This window comes from Acinetobacter sp. UBA801 (genome assembly GCA_002296655.1).
Classification (GTDB): Bacteria; Pseudomonadota; Gammaproteobacteria; order Pseudomonadales; family Moraxellaceae; genus Acinetobacter.
In genome coordinates this window covers 24,242-44,058 of sequence record DBIN01000052.1, presented here as the reverse complement: position 1 = coordinate 44,058, position 19,817 = coordinate 24,242, and the positions used below count along the sequence as shown (strand labels likewise).

The window sequence follows — 19,817 nt, the reverse complement described above, 5'->3', positions numbered from 1 at the left end:
GGTGTTTTTTTATGGGGAAAGATAAGTAGAAAAAGAAAATAAATTGAATAGAATTTCTAATTAAAATCTTTATGTTTTTTCATAAATTTATGTTATATCTAAAATAACGGCATAGAAATTGCTTATCAAAAACTTATGTATTAAGTTTTTGAAAAAATAAATTTAAAAGAGTGGTGAAAATGAAGTTATCGGTTGGATTAAAAGTTGCAAACTCCTTGTCGCTGACACCGCAGTTACAACAAGCCATTCGTTTGCTTCAGCTTTCGAGTTTAGAGCTTGAACAAGAAGTTCAAATTCAGTTGGACAGTAACCCTCTATTAGAAAAAGTCGAAGAACAAAGTAGTTTCGAAAGTTTATCCACTTTAGAAGAGCAAGAACATAATCAAAAAGATTTAACTAAAGAATTAAATGCAGATTATCTACCGAACGATTTACCTGTCGATACAGACTGGGATGATGTGTACACCCATTTACCAACGAGTTTGGGCACGGCGGAATATGAAGAGCGAGAGGATAATCGTCAGGGGCATTTGGGTTTAAAAGAGCACATGATGCAACAAATCAATCTGTTACATTTTTCTCAAGTTGAGCAGCTCATTGCCTACTGTATTGTCGATGCTTTAGATGACAATGGTTTCTTGGATTGTGAAATATCGGAAATCACTACATCTGTACAGCATCTATTGATCTCCATGGAATATGATGATGAAGTTGAAAACGATGAAGTTTTAGTCGTTTTGAAACATATTCAGCGTTTAGATCCAATTGGAATTGGTTCGCGTAATTTGGCGGAATGCTTATCTATTCAGCTTGAAAGTTTGGCTACAGATGTGCCTTATCGTCAGGAGGCATTGCAGCTTTTACAGCATTATGAATTATTAATTGCGAATGATTTAGCCAAGTTAATTAAGCAAACAGGTTTAAGTGCTGATCAGCTTCAGTATGCAGTGTCTTTATTAAAAACTTTGAAAGCGCATCCTGGTAAAGCATTTGAAGATCAGGATTTAGACTATCAAATTCCAGATGTGGTGGTCAGTAAAAAACAGGATCATTGGCAGGTGCAATTGAATCCAGATGTTGTGCCGAAGCTTAGAATCAATTCATTTTATGCCAATATGATTAAACGCGCGGATCAAAGCGAAGAAAATCAATATTTGCGCAATCAAATGTTGGATGCAAAAAACTTTATTAAAAGTGTCGATGAACGTCATAAAACTTTATTAAAAGTCGCGACCTGTATTGTACAGCATCAACGTGAATTTCTAGAAATTGGTGCTGAAGGAATGAAGCCTTTGATTTTGCGTGATGTTGCTGATGAGGTGGAATTGCATGAATCTACAGTTTCACGGGTGACCACCAATAAATATATGTTAACTCCGCGTGGTTTGTTTGAATTGAAATATTTCTTTTCAAGTCACGTCGGAACCAGTTCAGGCGGTGAAGCATCCTCAACTGCGATTCGCGCCAAGATTAAAAAATTAATTGCAGATGAAAATCCACGTAAGCCTTTATCCGATAACACAATTGCTAATCTACTTAAGGAGGAAGGAATTGATGTAGCACGTCGGACTATAGCGAAATATCGTGAGTCATTAAATATTCCGTCATCTTCTGAACGAAAAGTCTTGATCTAATTTTTAAAATCGGTCTATTCTAAGGATTCATTATGACCAAATAATGAATCTTTTTTTTTGAAGGAATAGTTAGACATGATTTAAAGTGACCGCTGCAGCGATCTGTTATTTGGCAATCAATCATGTGAACTATGCCTTCCTAATCCTAATGAAGGTGAGGGATAGAACTATGCAAATAACAATTCGTGGACATCACTTAGCTATCACCCCTGCAATTGAAGAAAATATTCGACTTAAATTTGCACAAATGACCAAACATCTGGATCAGGTCAATAGTATGCAGGTGAAATTAAGTAAAGATCATCAAATCGATAAACATTCTAAAAAAGGCAGCGCCAATCATATTGCAGAAGCGATTATTCGTTTACCTGGAACGGAGCTTTTTGCGCAGGCCAGCGCTGATGATATGTATACTTCAATTAAGATGATGACAGAAAAATTAAAACGGCAGTTAGAGAAACATCGGAAGATGCAGCTGGATTATCAGCCATTAGCAATCTAATCAAAATGTGATTTAAAAAGAGGTTTTGGATAAACCTCTTTTTTATTGCGATAATGTATAGGATTAATGAATTATTTTTTCTATTTATAGTAAAATGACAGGTTTTTACACCGTTGGTCCTATAAGAGGTCTTTGTGATGAATAGTGAACAGCTCACTGAAATTTTAAAAGCTGCTTTTCCAGAGGCTGAAGTTGCTGTAAGTGGGCAAGGCGGCAAGTTTGATCTTCGTATTGTAGATAATCAGTTTGAAGGTAAGCGTCCTGTTGCTCGTCAACAAGCAGTGTATGCACCATTGAATAGCTATATTGCCAGCGGTGAAGTTCATGCGGTTACAATTCGTGCAATGACACAAGAAGAATGGCGTAAAGCAAGCTTATTTGGAGCTTAATAATTTAATGGATAAATTTTTAATTCAGGGCGGTAATAAGCTCGAAGGTGAAGTGCGCATTTCTGGTGCGAAAAATGCAGCCTTGCCACTTCTTGCTGCAATGATTCTTGCAGAAACACCAATAACATTGAAAAATGTTCCAAATTTAAAAGATGTAAATACCTTGGTGAAGTTGATCGCAGGCTTGGGCATTAAAATGTCTTATGAGGGCGATACTGTCATTGCGGATACCTCAACATTGGACAACCAATTTGCACCTTATGAGTTGGTAAAAACCATGCGTGCTTCTATTTTGGTGCTTGGCCCATTAGTCGCGCGCTATGGTAGTGCAAAAGTATCTTTACCTGGTGGCTGTGCAATTGGTTCTCGTCCTGTCGATCAGCATCTTAAAGCACTTGAAGCTTTAGGCGCAGAAATTGAAGTTGAAAATGGCTATGTAAATGCCAAAGTCAATGGTCGCCTTAAAGGTGGTGAAGTGGTCTTTGATATGGTCACTGTTGGCGGTACAGAAAATATTCTCATGGCGGCCGTATTGGCAGAAGGTGTGACTACCATTCGTAATGCTGCACGTGAACCTGAAATTACTGACCTTGCACAAATGCTCATTAAAATGGGCGCTAAAATTGAAGGTTTAGACACCGATACTTTAGTGGTCACAGGCGTTGAACATTTGTATGGTTGTGAGTATTCCGTGGTTGCCGACCGTATCGAAACAGGTTCTTATTTGGCAGCAGCTGCAATTACAGGTGGTAAAATTAGAACCACGCATACCGATCCTGCGTTGCTAGAATCCGTGTTAGATAAATTTGAAGAAATGGGTGCAGAAGTCACACGTGGCGATGACTGGATTGAACTGGATATGATGGGCAAGCGTCCTAAGGCTGTGAGTTTCAGAACTTTGCCACATCCTGAATTTCCGACTGACATGCAAGCACAGTTAATGGCGGTAAATGCGATTGGACGCGGTTTTGCAACGATTTCAGAAACTATTTTTGAAAACCGTTTTATGCATGTCCCTGAGTTGTCACGTATGGGCGCCAATATTCAGGTAGAAGGTAATGATGCGGTGGTGACAGGAGTCGAAAAACTTTCTGCTGCACCTGTTATGGCAACCGATTTACGTGCCTCTTTCTCGTTGGTGTTAGCAGCATTGGCGGCAGAAGGCGAAACATTGATTGATCGTATTTATCATATTGATCGCGGTTATGAAAATGTAGAACAAAAGTTACAAGGTTTAGGCGCCCAAATTAAGCGAGTAAATTGATGAATGACATGAGAAACGATGATCCAAATTTTGACGTCATGGGCAATTTTGATCATGGTTTAACTTTGGCATTAAGTAAGGGGCGAATTCTAAAAGAAACTTTGCCTTTATTGGAAACTGCGGGAATTAATTTACTGGAAGACCCAGATAAATCACGTAAGTTGATTTTCCCAACCACACATAAACAAGTGCGTATTTTAATTTTACGTGCTTCTGATGTACCCACTTATGTTGAAAATGGTGCGGCAGATATTGGGGTTGCGGGTAAAGATGTATTGATGGAGCATGGCGCTCAAAATGTATATGAGCCGCTAGATCTGAAAATTGCCAATTGTAAATTAATGACTGCTGGTAAGGTTGGCATGCAGCGTCCAAAAGGTCGCTTAAAGATAGCCACTAAATATGTGAATTTAACCCGTCAATACTATGCCAGCTTAGGCGAGCAGGTTGATGTAATTAAGCTCTATGGCTCAATGGAATTAGCGCCATTGGTCGGTTTGGGTGATTACATTGTGGATGTGGTTGATACAGGTAATACTTTACGTGCCAACGGTTTAGAGCCGCTAGAAGAAATCTGTAAAGTATCTTCACGTTTAATTGTCAATAAAGCCAGTTTTAAGCGCAAGCAAGATTTGCTCAATCCAATTTTGGCACAACTTGAAAAAGCTGTGGCAGAACGAGAGTTGGCAAAACAATCTGCTTAACTTTGTATCCATCATCCTGCCTTCTCAAAAAACCGTCATTCAATGGCGGTTTTTTTATGTTCGTGCATGATTCTGTTCTTGAATGATTTTGAACGTGAAATTCCATCAAAACATACTGCTTTGACCATGTATAGACTCCCACAAAGCCCTAGAAACAAGGTAAACTAAACTTTTCTATTAAACCTTGTGGGTAAATTGATGCGACGTTTATCGACTCAAGATCAAAGCTTTAAACAAGCTTTTGCGGACTTGTTGGCTTTTGAAACTGTCAGTGATCCTGAACTTTTAAAAACTGTAGATCAAATTATTGCTGATGTACGTCAGCATGGTGATGCTCAGGTTCTTAAACTCACTCAACAGTTCGATCGACATCCAGCGCATCAATTTTCAGAACTTGAGTTAAGTCAGGAACAGCTGAAAGCCGCATTTGATGCTTTAGAGCGCGAAGTTCGTGAGGCATTGGAATTGGCTGCTGTACGTATTCGTGAATTTCACCAAGCGCAAAAACAGGATGGATGGAGTTATGTTGATGCTTTGGGCAATACACTCGGACAAAAAGTCACACCATTAGACCGTGTGGGTATTTATGTGCCAGGTGGTTTGGCGTCTTATCCATCTTCAGTGCTTATGAATGCTGTACCTGCGCATGTTGCTGGTGTGCCTGAAATTATTATGGTTGTGCCTGCACCGAATGGTGAACTCAATCCATTGGTTTTGGCCGCTGCATATTTGGCAGGGGTGACTCGTGTATTTACCATTGGCGGCGCGCAAGCCGTTGCTGCATTGGCTTATGGTACAGAAACTATCCCCTCGGTAGATAAAATCACGGGGCCGGGTAACCGCTTTGTAGCAGCTGCAAAACGTGCTGTGTTTGGTCAGGTTGGCATTGATATGATTGCAGGACCATCCGAAATTTTGGTTTATGCCGAAGGTGAGAATAATCCAGAATGGTTGGCCATGGACTTGCTTTCTCAAGCCGAACACGACACTGTTGCACAATCTATTTTTATGACACCAGATGAGCAATTGCTAAATCAGGTTGAACAAGCGATTGAACAGCACTTGGCAAATTTGCCTAAAGCTGAAATAGCTCGCACCTCTATTGCAAATCGTGGTGCATTGGTATTAGTGAAAGATCGTCACGAAGCCATTGAATTGATTAACCAAGTGGCGCCAGAACACTTGGAATTGTGTATGGATAATCCTCAAGTAATGGCAGAAGAAATTCGTCATGCGGGTGCGATCTTTATGGGGCGCTATACACCAGAAGCGATTGGTGATTATTGTGCAGGACCAAACCACGTTTTGCCAACGTCGGGGACGGCACGTTTTTCATCACCATTGGGTGTTTATGATTTCCAAAAACGCTCAAGTCTGATTATGTGTTCAGCTGAGGGTGTGAAAAGCTTAGCGAAAACCGCTGATATTTTAGCGCAGCAGGAAAATCTTGATGCACATGCAAGATCAGCACGCTATCGTTATCAGTAATTAATTTAAAAAACTCTCATTTAAAGCTCCTTATCCCTTTGAGGGAAAAGTATGACTTCACAAAAGGATGAGGGCTGCAATCTTTAATTCAGTTTGGCATGGTTTAAAACCTCACCCCAACCTTCTCCTGAAAAGAGAAGGCTTACGCGAAAGTAAGTTGAGTGCATGAACGAGAATATAAAATGAATATCACAGCAGAAAAAATGCGTTTTTGGAGCCCTGAAGTACGTGAGCTAGAACCTTATGTACCGGGTGAGCAGCCAAAAATCCAAAATTTATTAAAATTGAACACCAATGAAAACCCGTATCCACCTTCACCTAAAGTGGTGGGAGCGGTGCAAAAGGTTTTAGAAAATTCAGCTGATGCACTGCGTTTATATCCAGACCCAGATGCGTCTGAACTTAAGCAAGCCATTGCGAAACAGCAAAATGTAGCGGTGGAAAATGTCTTTGTTGGCAACGGTTCAGATGAAGTTCTTGCACATATTTTTAAGGCTTTTTTTGTTCAGGAACAGCCACTACTGTATCCAGATATTACTTATAGTTTTTACCCTGTATATAGTCAATTTTTTGGGGTGAAAACTAAAATTTTGCCTTTAAATGATGATTTTGAAATTGTAGTTAATGACTATAAGCAAGCCAATGGCGGCATTATCATCACCAATCCGAATGCACCGACCAGTATTGCTTTAGGTTTAAGCGCTATTGAAGAAATTTTAAAGGCCAATCCAAATTCAGTGGTGGTGATTGATGAGGCCTATGTCGATTTTGGTGCAGCGTCTGCAGTGAAATTGGTGGAAAAGTACGAGAATTTGGTGGTGTGTCAAACCACCTCTAAATCACGTTCTTTGGCAGGTTTACGTGTTGGTTTTGCGATTGCACAACCACATTTAATTGCCGCATTGGAAGCCGTAAAAAATAGTTTTAACTCCTATCCAATGGATCGTTTTGCCATTGCAGCCGCGGTGGCATCTTTTCAAGATCAGGCGTATTTTGAAGCGCAATGCCAAAAAGTTATTGCTAGCCGTGAGAAATTGGTGACGGATTTAATCACCTTGGGCTTTAAGGTATTGCCATCACACGCTAACTTTATTTTTACATCACATCCTCAACGGGATGCAGGTGAATTAGCTACAGCATTACGTGAACGCGGTATTATTGTGCGTTATTTTAATAAACCACGTATCAATCAATATTTGCGCATTACGATTGGTACTGATGAGCAAAATCAACGCTTAGTCGAAACTTTAAAACACGAGATTTTGGTCTAATAATCAAAATATAATAGTAGCGAGTGAAGTTTTGAATTCACTCGCTTTTTTTGTTTTTACTTCATGCTATAGCACAGGTTTATACCAACGATTCAATAAATCCAACATGGCTGAAACTTTGTCAAAACATTCTTGATATTCTGCTTCACATACAGATGCAATCGTGACTCCGCCACCTGCCCATAATGAAACATCTTGCTGATATTTTTGAATAGAACGGATCAAAATATTCCAGGAACCCGTTCCATCTGCATCAAAATAACCCATAGAGCCGCAATAGGCGCCACGTGCTGCACCTTCTAGTTCATCTATAATTTGCATGGCACGAATTTTTGGTGCACCTGTAATTGAGCCACCTGGCAAGGCAGACATCAATACAGCAAAAGGATTCATTTCTGCTTTTAGTGTTGCAGTAACTTCACTGACCATGTGATGCACTTGATTAAAAGACTCAATATTGAATAACTTTGGCGTTTTGACGCTGCCAGTTTCGGCATAAACACTTAAATCATTACGTAATAAATCTACAATCATCACATTTTCGGCCTGATCTTTTTCAGATTCGCTTAATTGTTGTTTCGATTGTCGGTCTAATTCAGGATCATCATAGCGTGGCATCGTGCCTTTAATTGGTTTTGTGGTAATTTTTCGATTTTCCTCAAAATTAATAAAGAGTTCGGGCGAACAACTTAAAATTTCAAAATCACCAATACGTAAATAACCTGCATAAGGTGCATTGGTCAGTTGCCAAAACTGAGCAGCAGTTGCTAAAAGTGGACCTTGAGCCTCAGCGCTAAACTCTTGCGTAAGATTAATTTGATAACAATCTCCAGCGACTATATAGTCTTGAACACGCTGAAAGGCACGTTGGTAATCTGTGAAATTCCAGCGTGCTTGACACTTTTGGCTTAATTCAAACTGTTCAACTACGGCTGATTGGGTATATAAATTAAAAATAAAATCAAAAGTTTGTGTTGGATTGTCGTCTGAACTATAAAAATACCAGCCATCTGGTTCTTGCTGTAAATAGCTTTTAAATTGACCTAAAAAAGCACTTGGCTGGGCGCGGGATTGCATATCGATGTGTTGCTGTGCTGCTGCATCATACGAAATAAAACCCATTAAACTGCAAAATGGGGCAGTGTTTGTATCATTTGAAGCACCGAGATGAGCTGTTAAATCTAATTGAGTTGAACTTAATTCGTATTGATTCAATGCTGTTTTTTGAAAGTAAAAATGTTGATGGTTTTGTTCCACACAATAGCATTCAGCCAAAAATGCAATACGTGCCTTTCCATTATTTTGCAAATAAATACAATGTGAAAGTGCTGCCAAAGCTTGCAGAATTTTTGCAGCCTCGCATTCAGGTTCACAGAATAATTTTTTAAAATGATTAGGATAGGACATAAAGTGTAAACAGCTGAGAGATTTAAAAAGGCTATTTTACATGATTACAGCACATAAAAAGTAAATAACCGTTTGTCGGTAAGATGTGGATTGCGACCAACAGCAGTTGAACAAAAAATAACTCAGATATACCTTTGTACGTGCAAACCGGCTGCTCAAGGAATGTGTGTCAGTGTTGTCCTCATCAAATAAAAAAACAATCATTGGCACTGAGTGGTAAAACCAAAAAAATAATACTCTCGGGAGAGTAACAAGATGAAAAAATTTACTAAACTTGCTTTGGTATCATCAATCGCGTTAACGACAAATGCAATGGCAATGCAGGCAATGGACGATACTGCATTAAGCACAACTACTGGTCAAGATGGTTTAAACATCGGGATTGGTATTTCTAAAATCGAAATTGAAAAACTTTTAATCCATGATAATGATGGTTTAGCAGCAAAAGGCGCTGCGGGTGATGCTGGTTTTGGTGGTTCATCAACTGCAGGTGCTATCGTAATTAAAGGCAATGGTATTGCTGGAAATGCAAACGAAAAGCATGGTATTGTGATTGGCGCAAACTATGATGATAATGGTGCTTACTTGTTAGCTTCTCGTAACTTAGCTGACTTAGTGATTGATACAGACGCTGGTACAGGTACCAATAGTGCATTTATCAACGTGGCGGCACAAGTATCTGGCTTAGATATCAAAATTGGTGAAATTGGTGTATCTGCATCGAATGCTATGCCAGCAGCTGGTGCAACTAATATTCGCCGTGGTAACGATGATACCAACTATAATGCAATTTTATCTGGTTTAACTTTAAAAACAGGTAAAATGGATGCCAATATTCAATTGGGTGCGGCTCCACAAGGTGCAATGATTAAATTAAACACCACAATGGTGGGTGGTTTAGAGATCAAAGACCTAGGTATTTTAGATAACTCTACTAAAGCAGGTACTGGAGATGGTACTGTAGGTAATCGTGCAGCAGGCCAAATCTATGTAGATAGCATTAAACTTACTGATGCAAACTCTACGGACTTAACCTTAAAACAAAACATTAGTGTGATTGGTAAGGAAGGTACTAACAATGGTTATATCCGTATTGTGAGTACTGGTGGTGCTAAAGATAACTATGTAGCAGGTATCCATTTAGGCAGTAAGGGTGCTGCTTCTATTGGTGATATGGAAGTTCAAGGTTTACAAACTTACTTTAGTCCAGCTGCTGGTGTATATACCCAAGGTGCTGTTATCACCATTTCAGGTCACTAATTTAAACACGGAAAAAGCGCGTGAATTCACGCGCTTTTTTTTACAAATAAACTGATGAGTTCGCAAAAAAATATAGAAAGCTCTTTTTTTTTTCTATAAAACGAGTATCTTTCTAAATACAAGGATGTAGAGTGAAAACTCTAAAATAAAAATATTAGGCAGGTATTGCCGAGAACTAAAAGAAAAAATATATGTTAGAGATCGCTTTGGGCTCGGCATTGATCTATTACGCTGCCACACAAGCCTTTGATTTAAAAGAACAGCATCCTGAAACTGTGCGTTACACAGAAACTTTGGATTCTAGAAATAATTCATTTACCCGCATGCACAGAGAGCCTGTGCAAATTAAACCTGCTTTAGAAGATCAGTTTCGCGGTATTGTACGCCAAGCCTATGACTATAGCTGTGGTTCTGCAGCGTTAACGACTTTGCTCAATGGTTATGTTGGAACACAATTAAACGAGCAACAAACCATGAGTGGCTTGCTACGTTATGGAGAGTACGAACGAATTATTGAACGTCGTAGTTTTTCACTATTGGATATGAAGCGCTTTGTCGCAGCTTTAGGCTTAGAAAGTGGCGGATATCGCGGGGAATTTTCGGATTTAGTGAAACAAGGACAGCCTGCAATTGTGCCGATTTCATATGCAGGATTTAAACATTTTGTGGTGTACAAAGCATACAAAAATGGGCGTGTCTATGTGGCAGACCCTGCATTAGGCAATATTAGTTTTGATGAAGAACGTTTTAAGGAGGTTTGGGAAAACAATACTCTGTTTTTAATTAATGTCGCACCACAAAATCGTCAAACTATGTTGGCATTACAAGAAACAGATTTACGTCACGTGGAAGATGCAACAGTGAATCGCTATGCCTTTGTTGATATTCAATATCCGCAATTTGCGATGGAAAAAATAGCTGATAAAGCATCGACGATACGTCTAGAACGCAATGTAAATAAAGATTCTGAAAATTATGGACAGTACGAGCAGCGATTTTTAAGACTCTACTACAAAAACAAGTAATTAGTTGTTCACGAAATACAAAAATAAAAAATGGAAGGGGTAAATCATGGATCGTAAATGGATGAATAAAACCTTGTTGGCACTCAGTATTCAAATGGTATTTGGGGTGGCTTATGCAGCAGAGGAACCGCAATTAGGGGAATATGAAACCACAGTTAAACAAACAGAAGTCTCAGATACAGTAGCATCAACTGCGGATACAAGTGCTGAAACAAATAGTGCAGTTGTATCTGCAAATGGTGCGCAAGCAGCATCATCTGCTTTGCAACAGCAAGAGGGCGATGCAACCAAAGAGGCCAACTTAGAAGAAGTCTTTACCTCAAATGAACGTCAATATTCATTGATGAAACAAGGTGAAATTTCATCTTACTACGACATTGATTATACCTATTATCGTGATACCCAACTTGATCTTGAAATGGCACAAGGTCAGTTGTATCAGCTTCGTGTGCAAGAAAATGCATCCCACGCATTAACTAACACCTTCACCGCACAATATGGTTTGCGTGACAATTTAACTTTATCTGCTTCTTTACCATTAGTTGCAAAGTCGGATCTATTAAAGGATGCTACTGCAGCAGGTTTGGGAGATATTTCTTTAGGTGCACGTTGGGAGCCATTCCCTTTAAAAGCGGGGCGTTTACCTTTAATTTTATTCGCAAATTTATCGACCAAAACGGGGGATAGTCCTTACGAGATTAATCCTGTTAAAGACTTATCAACAGGTAAGGGGTATTACTCTGCAGGCATTGGTGCAAGTACGCGGAAGTATATTGACCCTGTTGTATTGTTTGCTTCTGCTTCAGCCAACTATGGTTTTAAAGAAAGTGACCTAAACCAGAAACGTGGTGGTCGTGTTATTGAAGAATTTGAGCCAGGTATCAGTGGTGGTTTTGCTTTTGGTTTTGCTTATTCGTTTAACTACGATGTCTCGATGACCATGTCTTATCAGCAAAGCTTCAATACAGGTTCTGAGTTTTTTTATGAAGGAGGTGAAAGCTATTCACCTGCAGACCAAACCAGTTCGACTTTAGCTATTTCATTAGGCGTGCGCGTTTCACCTGAAACCATTGTGAATGGTACGGTAGGAATCGGTCTGACCGAAGACGCGCCAGACGTATCACTTGGTTTATCATTCCCACTGGATATTCTCGGTTTCGGTAAAAAAATTCGCTAAGAGGCTAGTCGCATGAAAATGATACGACTTCGCCCGTTAGTGACTGCAATAATACTGTCGGGCTGTTCAGGGGCTGCTTTTGCGCAGCTCGGACAAAACTTATCTGTCGATATTCGTTCTTTGACTATGGGGAATGCGGTCACTGCAGATCCTCCAGGTATTAGTGCGATTCACTTTAACCCTGCCGCACTGACCAAAATTGAAGGTTTGCAAACAGATGTGCAAGGGGTATTGGCACATTTTGATGTGCAGCGTGAACTTTCTGTTCCAGCAGGTTATGACGTTTTTGGTTATTCTGATGACCCTGTGGTGTGTAACGATGGACCAGAAATTTTGGCAGATTTTTGTACCGATTTTAAAGGTACAGTACAAGCCGATGTAGAATATCCAACGTTGTATGTCCCGATTCTGAAAAAATTTGTCGATTTGGGTAAAGGCATGCCACTGGCAGCGCCAACCAACGGTATTGCCTATAATCCACCTGGTTCCAAAGTGACCTTTGCTACCGCATTATATGCACCGCTAATTGCGGGTTTTGGTGCCGAAAATGGTAACCCAGGTAACTTTATGGGACAACAAGTTGCCTTAGAACGAATCACCTATCTTTCTCCATCTATCGCCTACCAAGTCAATGATGAATTGTCAGTCGGTGCATCAATTGGGATGTCCTACCAGGCCATCGCCATGAATACCGATTTGCGCTTCCCAAATGAACTGATCGGGATGTTGCGTATGGTGGACGAAGTGGTCTGTACACCATTTAAAGAAAATTCAGACATCATTACCGATATTTTGTTGCTCGGGATTTGTAATGCCGAAGAAGGTATGAATCCATTTTCCCGTTTTGGGCAAATGCAACTGGCGGTTGAGCAAAGCTTAAGCCCGAGTTATAACTTAGGCATTTTGTGGGAACCGACAGAAGATTTTAGCTTTGGTATGGTGTATCAGAGTGCAGCTAAAATGCGTTTAAAGGGGAAATATCATATTGATAACTCTAAAGCACCGCGTGAGTTAATTAATGGTTTGATGTCTTCACCGACGGGGCAGATTTTAGCGGCAATTTTAGGTTTCCCAAGTTATATTCCTGCCAGTGAGTCTGGTTTGGTTTCGATGGATTTTGAATATCCTGCGCACTTTCAAGCGGGGATAAAGTATAAAGTCATGCCTGATTTACAAGTCAATTTTGATGTGGGTTGGACTGACTATAAAGCATGGGATAAATTCAAATTCGAGTTTGACCGCCAAATCTCGGCATTAAAAATTGCAAAATTGCTTTCAGAGCACGTGTCTGATGACAGTTTGGCCTTGCCCTTAGAGTTTATATCTCCGTGGAACTGGGGTATTGGGATCGAATATTCAGCCACAGACCGTTTAAAACTGCGTGCGGGTTATGAACCACGTGGTAGTGCGATTCCTGACAATAAGCGTAACACCATGGTACCGATTAATAATGCACGTTTATTCGGTCTAGGTGTGGGATATCGTTTTGATGCAGATACAGACCTTGATTTATCCATCGGCTTTTTACAAAGCAAGGATAAAATTCCAGCCAATACCAGTAGTTTAGCTAATAAGGAAGGTGTGAATAACCTACTGTTAAACCCTTATGCGGGTTTGAATGTGAAAACGGATACAAAAATTACAATTCTTGGATTGAGTTATAGAACACGATGGTAAGTTCAGTACGGAAAATAAAACGGACTTTATTTTCAAAGTCGATACTCACACTGATTTTCAGTATGGGATCGGTGTGTTACGCGAATCAGTTTTACACCATTATTGGACCAGATGGTCGTCCAATTGTGGTGCAGCGTAATGCTGCAGAAAAAAAGCAAACGATACAGGCGTTGGAAACCGCACAACAGCAAAAGCAACTACAAGAAAATCAACAACAAGACCAGTTTAAGCAAGACAAGGTGCATCAAGCACAGCAGATACCTGCTCATACATCTGTGAAGGTATCTAAAAATACTTCTGCGCAGGTGAACAAACAACTGAATCAGCCTAAACCGAATATCTCAGAACAATCCGCTACGTCACAAAATCAAGTCACTCAAATCAAAGCAAATTCAACATTGCACGCATCACAGACTGAGCCAAATGCAGCGCAACCAAAAATGTCTAGTGTAGAATCTGTTCATCAAACAGGATCGGCAAATGAAGCAGCGATTAACAAAGTTGCGGTCAAACCATCTGTATTAGACGGTTTACAACAGCTTCCTCAGCATTTTACGCTTGATCCATCCACAGTGTCTGTCTCTAAAAAAACACCAGATCAAGCATCGCATACATCTGCCCAACAAATGGATTATATAGAGATGGCGGGTGAACAGTATGTTAAAAGTGAGTATTTGGAAGATCAGGAGTTTAATTTAGAAGGGAAAAAACGCTTTTACAGTATGCCAGAAGGCATGATTGACACAAAAAATGGTGGTGGTACGCGCATGCAAGTGGTCGAACGTGAACGTGGTGTAAGTCGTTCCGTTCTCAATAAACTATTTAAAAAGCAATCGGTTGCTGAACCTCAAGCCATTGTTTTAGCTGAAGACTATTATCGTGTTAATCAAGTTGAAGCGATAGAAAGCTTGGGGCAGCAATGCTTTGCTGAAAGCAAAAAAAATAAAGCTAAAACTTTAAAAGCACAACAAGATTTAAATTTGTGGCCTAGAGCTCCCTTAACCGAAAAATTTGATTATGAATTGGTGAAGTTAGAAGGCGATATTCGAAACATTCAAATTAAATCTTATGCCACGAAGCAAAATCACCCTACTTTTTATTGGCCTTTTGTGGTTTTTCTGGATCAAAAAGGCTGTGTGATTGAAGGTGCTGGTGGTTTTAGAAATCAGGATACTGCAGGCAATGTCTTACGACATGAGGTGATTGAAGGTATGCTGCAACTTCCAGAAAATAGCCACTATATATTATTAACACCATTGGCTTCTGCAGTGGATATGGAACATCGTGCGCTCAGTAACCAAGGTCAATTAAAACTCATTGCGATACGCTAACAACAATAAGAGAATTCAGGATGAAAACAAGACATATTTTACCTTTTGCAACGACAGCATTGATGGCGGCATTGAGTGGCTGTGGTGGAGAAAGTGCCAATATTAATCCAGAGCCTAATGCTGTGGCGTATATCAACGGAAGTTGTGCCAGTACAGCCAAAAACTGCGTGGAATTTGCATTAGATTATCCTGTAGATGGTTTGAATTTTACCTGTAGCAGTGATAACAGTAAAACTTACATTACCATGATTGAGCCGAAAAGTAATGCTGCAACAGGTAAATGTAGTGAAGGAGATAAAGTCCACTTCTTTATTCAGGAAAAGACCAATCAATATATTGATTTAGGGACAGTATCATTGTCTGATATTGGAATGGTTAGTACTGCAGGTGCGGGTTATCCACGTTTAAGTGTGCTGGACATGGCACGAGGATTAACAGGACGCCAAGCAATGAGTTTGAGTAGTAGCGACGAAACAATACAGGTTGCGACTGCTATTGTACGGTTGTTACAAGCACTTTCTGTTGAAGGTGGAGGAACGATTGCAGGTGATATTCAGCCTTTAACGATTACGACACTCAAAAAAGAACAATTGGCAAATATTGCTGAGTCTGTTGATGTGGGTGATTATCGTTCAGGGACTTATGCCAGTATTTTGCGCCCATGGGTAGATGTGTCACAAGTTTCTCAAGATGATGCTTATCAAGCATTAACCACCTTGGTTTACATGAATAACTCGGCATCTTATCAAGCCAACTATCCAATTTTAGCCAAAGAAGACTCACAATTGCCACAAGGTTTATATGGCTGTAATTTGACAGATTGTAAATCTACCGCCGTAGACTTGAAACACCTCATTGGGCAGTATCAACTGATTACAGACCGTTCAGGATATACCTTTGGTTATGGTATGCAGTGGAAAGGTGCGGTGTCTGCGAACACGACCAACCCAATTTTAACGGTGAGTGGTGAGTTGATTCGTAAAGTACGTCCTGAGCGTATGGTAGCAGCAGCACAAACCACATGGGTTAACCCATTGAATAAACGTATTCAGGGGCCATTCCATTTTAGTGTGAATGACAATGCGACTGATGATTTTAAAATTACCCAAGGTAAGGTGTTTAATGATTATTTAATTGCGGGTACGGAAGGTTTTTATAAATTATTGACCAAATCTACAACAGCAAATCCGGCAGATTATGGTCAATGGCAACAAAGCATAGGCACAGATCAGTTCAAAGGTTCTTTTGATGCCTATAAATTCTTTTCTGTGAACTTTTTGGATAGTCGTGTTTTTAAAACTCAGAAAAATGTACCAGTAGGGAAACCCTATATTTTTCCAATTTATGCAACTTTGACCTTTAATTTTGATGGCGGAACGACTACAGATAACATCAAATTGGGTATTGTTTTAGATGAGGATGGTAATATTCGTACAGATATAGCACCAAATGCCACAGCAACCGATATGTCAGGTCAATGTGCTGAAATTAGTCAGACTGGTGCTGAATATGTGGATACAAATGGTGTGCAGCAATACCGTATTGGTGTGTTAGGTGCAACCGATATCGACAATAAAGCAGTCACTTTGCGTATGATTTTAGCCAATCCAAAATTTCATAAACTTGATGGCGCAGTCATTGGTTTGAACACCAAAATTGAAGCTGTCGAAGGTGGGGTTGGTCAAGTGGTGGGTGGTGCACGCGCCAATATAGGCAATTTAGTTGCAGCCAACTCCACACGTATTACTTTGTCAGATTTTAATGGCGCAACAGTGAAGTGGAGCAATATTTATCATGCACAACTTGCAACCTACGTGGCTCAGAACCCAACTTTAGCAACTGATGCAGATAAAGCTTTGGTGAAAGCCCAGGGTGGAGCGGTAAGTCTAGATGTTGCTGAGTGTTATAACCCAAATAGAGTGCGTATTTAGCATTCATTTTAGCTGATATGAGTTGACAAAAGCCCACTGTGAGAGTGGGCTATTTTTATTCAGATTTCAGGTTGGTTCAAATGAATATCATATGGGGTTAACCCGTATGATCGGTACGTGAACCTAAGGTTTCTAAATGAATCGTGAAATGATTGTTTTTTCGGTCTGTAAAGTAGTGCTGTAAAGTACGTTCTACACTTGGAAACGCCAATTCAGACCAGGGAATCTCATCTTCACTAAACAAACGTGATTCGATGGTTTCTTCACCTGCACCAAATTGACCATTCAACAATTGAGCTTTGAATAGCACATAAATTTGCCCAATCCGAGGAATGTTATACATGCAGTAAAGTTGTTCGATTTCAATTTCAGCTTCGGCTTCTTCGCGGGTTTCACGGGCAGAACCTTGCTCCATGGTTTCAAACATTTCCATATAGCCTGCAGGTAAAGTCCACAAACCATAGCGCGGTTCAATTGCACGACGACACAATAATACTTTATTTTCCCAAACGACCAATGCACCACAAATGACTTTTGGATTGACGTAGTGAATGTTGCCACATGCGCTACAGACTTGACGTAATTGCTGATCGCCAAGCGGAATTTTCGTTGTTGTTTTTTGCCCACAATTTCCACAAAAGTTCATAGTGATCGTCATTGTTAAAGGGAGTTCTCAGAATAACTGAAAATTTCAACTTTGGCATCCTCTCTATCTATTGCCTAGCTATTTCAGCTATGATGAAAACTTAGACAAGGAGAGTTATAAGGCATGATTGATCATTCGCTCACGCATCTGTTACAGCAACGTTTGCGCTTTTCTAAAACGTTCATGGAAGCGCATGCAGCGGTGTTGATTGCTATTACCGACGAGTCTGATCCTAAGGTGTTGCTCACACGCCGCTCTACCTTACTCAACAATCATGCGGGTGAGGTGTCTTTTCCAGGTGGCAAACGCGATCCGCAAGATACCAGTAATATTGTGGTGGCATTGCGTGAAGCGCAGGAGGAAACCGCATTAAATCCATTTGAAGTGCAGTTGATTGGTGATTTGCCAATGCAAAAAGCTCGTAATGGGATGTTGGTTAAACCTGTGGTGGGGCTGATTCCCCCAAAAGTAGAACTAATTCCACAACCTTCAGAAATTGATCGGATCTTTTTTGCTTCTTTACAGCATTTAATGGAAGCGCCACCGATGCCGTATGAAGTGAGCTTTGCACAACAAAAATTATATTTTCCGAGCATGCAGATCGAAGATGAAGTAGTTTGGGGGTTAACAGCGCGGATGTTAGTATCTTTATTTGAATATGGTTTGGATTATCGTAAAGAATGGCCGTTTTTGTTAAATTCACCAACATTTAACAAATAGAAAAAATTTTGATGTGAGGATAGAAAGGAACTATGTTGTATAAATTTAAAGGATATGCGCCTCAAGCAATGCAGCAACCGTGGGATGGTTGGGTAGCTGATAATGCTACGGTCATTGGTCAGGTTGAGTTGGGGAAAAAAGTTAGCATTTGGTTTGGGGCTGTGGTACGTGCCGATAACAGTAAAATCAAATTGGGTAATTTTAGCAATGTTCAGGAAAATGCTGTATTGCATACTGATGCAGGCATTGAAATGCAGATTGGTGATTATGTGACTATTGGACATCAGGCGATGTTACATGGTTGTACCGTGGGCGATAACAGTCTGATTGGTATTAATGCGGTGGTATTGAATCATGCGGTGATTGGTAAAAACTGTATTATTGGCGCCAATGCTTTAATTCCTGAAGGGAAAGTGATTCCTGATAATTCTGTGGTGATGGGCTCTCCTGGAAAAGTGGTCAAGATTTTGGATGAATCTGCAGAAGCACGTTTAAAAATGAGTGCGCTGCACTATGCTGAACATTTTCAACAATTTGTAAACCTAGAGCCTGCCACACTCTAAATTAGAATTTGCATCGTTCAGTCAAACGCATATTTTGGCTTTAATTGCATAGAATTTTATACGCATGAATTGCAATCTGAGGCATGTAAATCCTCGCGTGAATTTCAGGAGTGGAGTATCATAACGCCAATTTTTGATATTTACTCCTTGAAGGTTGTGCATGAAATTGCTGGCATTGGAAACTGCCAATGAGCAGTGTTCCGTTTCGATTGTAGATGAAACACAGGAACTTTTTTTTCAATTAGATACGCGAGCAAAAGCACAAACGCAAACCATCTTACCGATGATTGAGCAAGGCTTTGCTGAAACTCAAATGAGTACGGCTGACCTGACTGCAATTGCCTTTAGTCGTGGCCCAGGTTCTTTTAGTGGTGTGCGAATCAATGCAGCAGTTACGCAAGCTTTGGCGTGGTCGCATGATGTGCCTGTAATTCCTGTATCGACTTTGCAGGCATTGGCGCAAGCGGCTTATCGTCTTGAAGGGTTAACTGCAGTTACAGCTGTGTTGGATGCACGCATGAATGAAGTGTATATCGCTAGTTTTGAGCTAGATATACAAGAAATTATGCAGGCGGTTGATCAGGAACAATTATTGAATTATAGCGACGCTGCACAAGTGGTACGCTTTCAATTGGTCGGTTCTGGTGCAGGCCTAATTGATCAAGAACAAATACAATACAAGGGCTTAAGTGCAACCGCACAAGATATTGCTACTATTGCACGCGTCTGTGCACAGCAACAGCAATGGGTCAGCGCAGAACAAGCATTACCTGTTTATTTACGTGACAATGCTTGGAAAAAAATTCCAGAACAAGGCAAGGCATAATT

18 protein-coding genes are annotated in these 19,817 nt (G+C 40.1%); 16 read left to right on the top strand and 2 right to left on the bottom strand.

Annotated elements, in window-relative coordinates; translation table 11 throughout:
* Positions 1-179: 179 nt before the first annotated feature.
* The 7 genes from B2W49_RS10675 to hisC all read left to right on the top strand — a co-directional run bounded on the left by B2W49_RS10675 (position 180) and on the right by hisC (position 7,252).
* Positions 180-1,634, top strand: coding sequence for an RNA polymerase factor sigma-54 (locus B2W49_RS10675; protein WP_291341138.1), 1,455 nt, complete (start codon positions 180-182; stop codon positions 1,632-1,634).
* 169 nt (positions 1,635-1,803) lie between these two features.
* Positions 1,804-2,136 (top strand): ribosome hibernation-promoting factor, HPF/YfiA family, encoded by a 333-nt coding sequence (gene hpf, locus B2W49_RS10670; protein ID WP_004975196.1) that lies wholly within the window; start codon positions 1,804-1,806, stop codon positions 2,134-2,136.
* Between the two features lie 137 nt (positions 2,137-2,273).
* Positions 2,274-2,525, top strand: a complete 252-nt coding sequence (gene ibaG / locus B2W49_RS10665; protein ID WP_004975198.1) for a BolA family iron metabolism protein IbaG — start codon at positions 2,274-2,276, stop codon at positions 2,523-2,525.
* Between the two features lie 7 nt (positions 2,526-2,532).
* Positions 2,533-3,789, top strand: a complete 1,257-nt coding sequence (gene murA / locus B2W49_RS10660; RefSeq protein ID WP_291341134.1) for a UDP-N-acetylglucosamine 1-carboxyvinyltransferase — start codon at positions 2,533-2,535, stop codon at positions 3,787-3,789.
* Positions 3,789-4,493 carry an ATP phosphoribosyltransferase gene (gene hisG / locus B2W49_RS10655; RefSeq protein ID WP_004975201.1) on the top strand — a complete coding sequence of 235 codons (705 nt, stop codon included), beginning with the start codon at positions 3,789-3,791 and terminating at the stop codon, positions 4,491-4,493. The genes murA and hisG overlap by 1 nt, the downstream gene beginning before the upstream one ends.
* Positions 4,494-4,679: 186 nt before the next feature.
* Positions 4,680-5,981, top strand: coding sequence for a histidinol dehydrogenase (hisD, locus tag B2W49_RS10650; protein ID WP_291341132.1), 1,302 nt, complete (start codon positions 4,680-4,682; stop codon positions 5,979-5,981).
* A 182-nt stretch (positions 5,982-6,163) separates the two neighbouring features.
* The gene (hisC, locus tag B2W49_RS10645) at positions 6,164-7,252 is read left to right on the top strand and encodes a histidinol-phosphate transaminase (protein WP_291341130.1); all 1,089 of its coding nucleotides are present in this window, start codon (positions 6,164-6,166) and stop codon (positions 7,250-7,252) included.
* A gap of 66 nt (positions 7,253-7,318) precedes the next feature.
* On the opposite strand, the gene pabB is transcribed toward hisC, so the two are convergent.
* Positions 7,319-8,659: an aminodeoxychorismate synthase component I gene (gene pabB / locus B2W49_RS10640; protein ID WP_291341128.1), complete on the bottom strand. Its 1,341-nt coding sequence runs from the start codon at positions 8,657-8,659 to the stop codon at positions 7,319-7,321.
* Positions 8,660-8,914: 255 nt separating this feature from the next.
* Between pabB and B2W49_RS10635 the strand changes: the two genes are divergently transcribed.
* From B2W49_RS10635 to B2W49_RS10610, 6 genes are all read left to right on the top strand, one after another.
* Positions 8,915-9,919 carry a DUF6160 family protein gene (locus B2W49_RS10635; protein WP_291341126.1) on the top strand — a complete coding sequence of 335 codons (1,005 nt, stop codon included), beginning with the start codon at positions 8,915-8,917 and terminating at the stop codon, positions 9,917-9,919.
* A 191-nt stretch (positions 9,920-10,110) separates the two neighbouring features.
* A complete protein-coding gene (locus B2W49_RS10630) occupies positions 10,111-10,944 on the top strand; it encodes a C39 family peptidase (protein WP_291341125.1) in 834 nt (277 codons plus the stop codon).
* Between the two features lie 46 nt (positions 10,945-10,990).
* Complete coding sequence (locus B2W49_RS10625; protein ID WP_291341123.1) at positions 10,991-12,121, top strand: hypothetical protein; 1,131 nt, start codon at positions 10,991-10,993, stop codon at positions 12,119-12,121.
* Positions 12,122-12,133: 12 nt separating this feature from the next.
* On the top strand, positions 12,134-13,798 hold the full coding sequence (locus B2W49_RS10620) for an OmpP1/FadL family transporter (protein WP_291341121.1): 1,665 nt from the start codon (positions 12,134-12,136) through the stop codon (positions 13,796-13,798).
* A complete protein-coding gene (filE, locus tag B2W49_RS10615; RefSeq protein WP_291341120.1) occupies positions 13,792-15,129 on the top strand; it encodes a putative pilus assembly protein FilE in 1,338 nt (445 codons plus the stop codon). The genes B2W49_RS10620 and filE overlap by 7 nt, the downstream gene beginning before the upstream one ends.
* Positions 15,130-15,149: 20 nt before the next feature.
* Positions 15,150-17,060, top strand: coding sequence for a flagellar protein FilF (locus B2W49_RS10610; protein ID WP_291341118.1), 1,911 nt, complete (start codon positions 15,150-15,152; stop codon positions 17,058-17,060).
* Between the two features lie 97 nt (positions 17,061-17,157).
* Here the strand turns inward: B2W49_RS10610 and B2W49_RS10605 are convergent, their stop codons facing one another.
* Positions 17,158-17,706, bottom strand: a complete 549-nt coding sequence (locus B2W49_RS10605; RefSeq protein WP_291341116.1) for an NUDIX hydrolase — start codon at positions 17,704-17,706, stop codon at positions 17,158-17,160.
* A gap of 123 nt (positions 17,707-17,829) precedes the next feature.
* On the opposite strand from B2W49_RS10605, the gene B2W49_RS10600 reads away from it, so the two are divergent.
* From B2W49_RS10600 to tsaB, 3 genes are all read left to right on the top strand, one after another.
* On the top strand, positions 17,830-18,426 hold the full coding sequence (locus B2W49_RS10600; protein ID WP_136143983.1) for a CoA pyrophosphatase: 597 nt from the start codon (positions 17,830-17,832) through the stop codon (positions 18,424-18,426).
* Positions 18,427-18,458: 32 nt separating this feature from the next.
* Positions 18,459-18,989, top strand: coding sequence for a gamma carbonic anhydrase family protein (locus B2W49_RS10595; protein WP_291341113.1), 531 nt, complete (start codon positions 18,459-18,461; stop codon positions 18,987-18,989).
* A gap of 160 nt (positions 18,990-19,149) precedes the next feature.
* Entirely contained in the window at positions 19,150-19,815 is a 666-nt protein-coding gene (gene tsaB, locus B2W49_RS10590) for a tRNA (adenosine(37)-N6)-threonylcarbamoyltransferase complex dimerization subunit type 1 TsaB (RefSeq protein WP_291341112.1), read from the top strand.
* Positions 19,816-19,817: the final 2 nt, after the last annotated feature.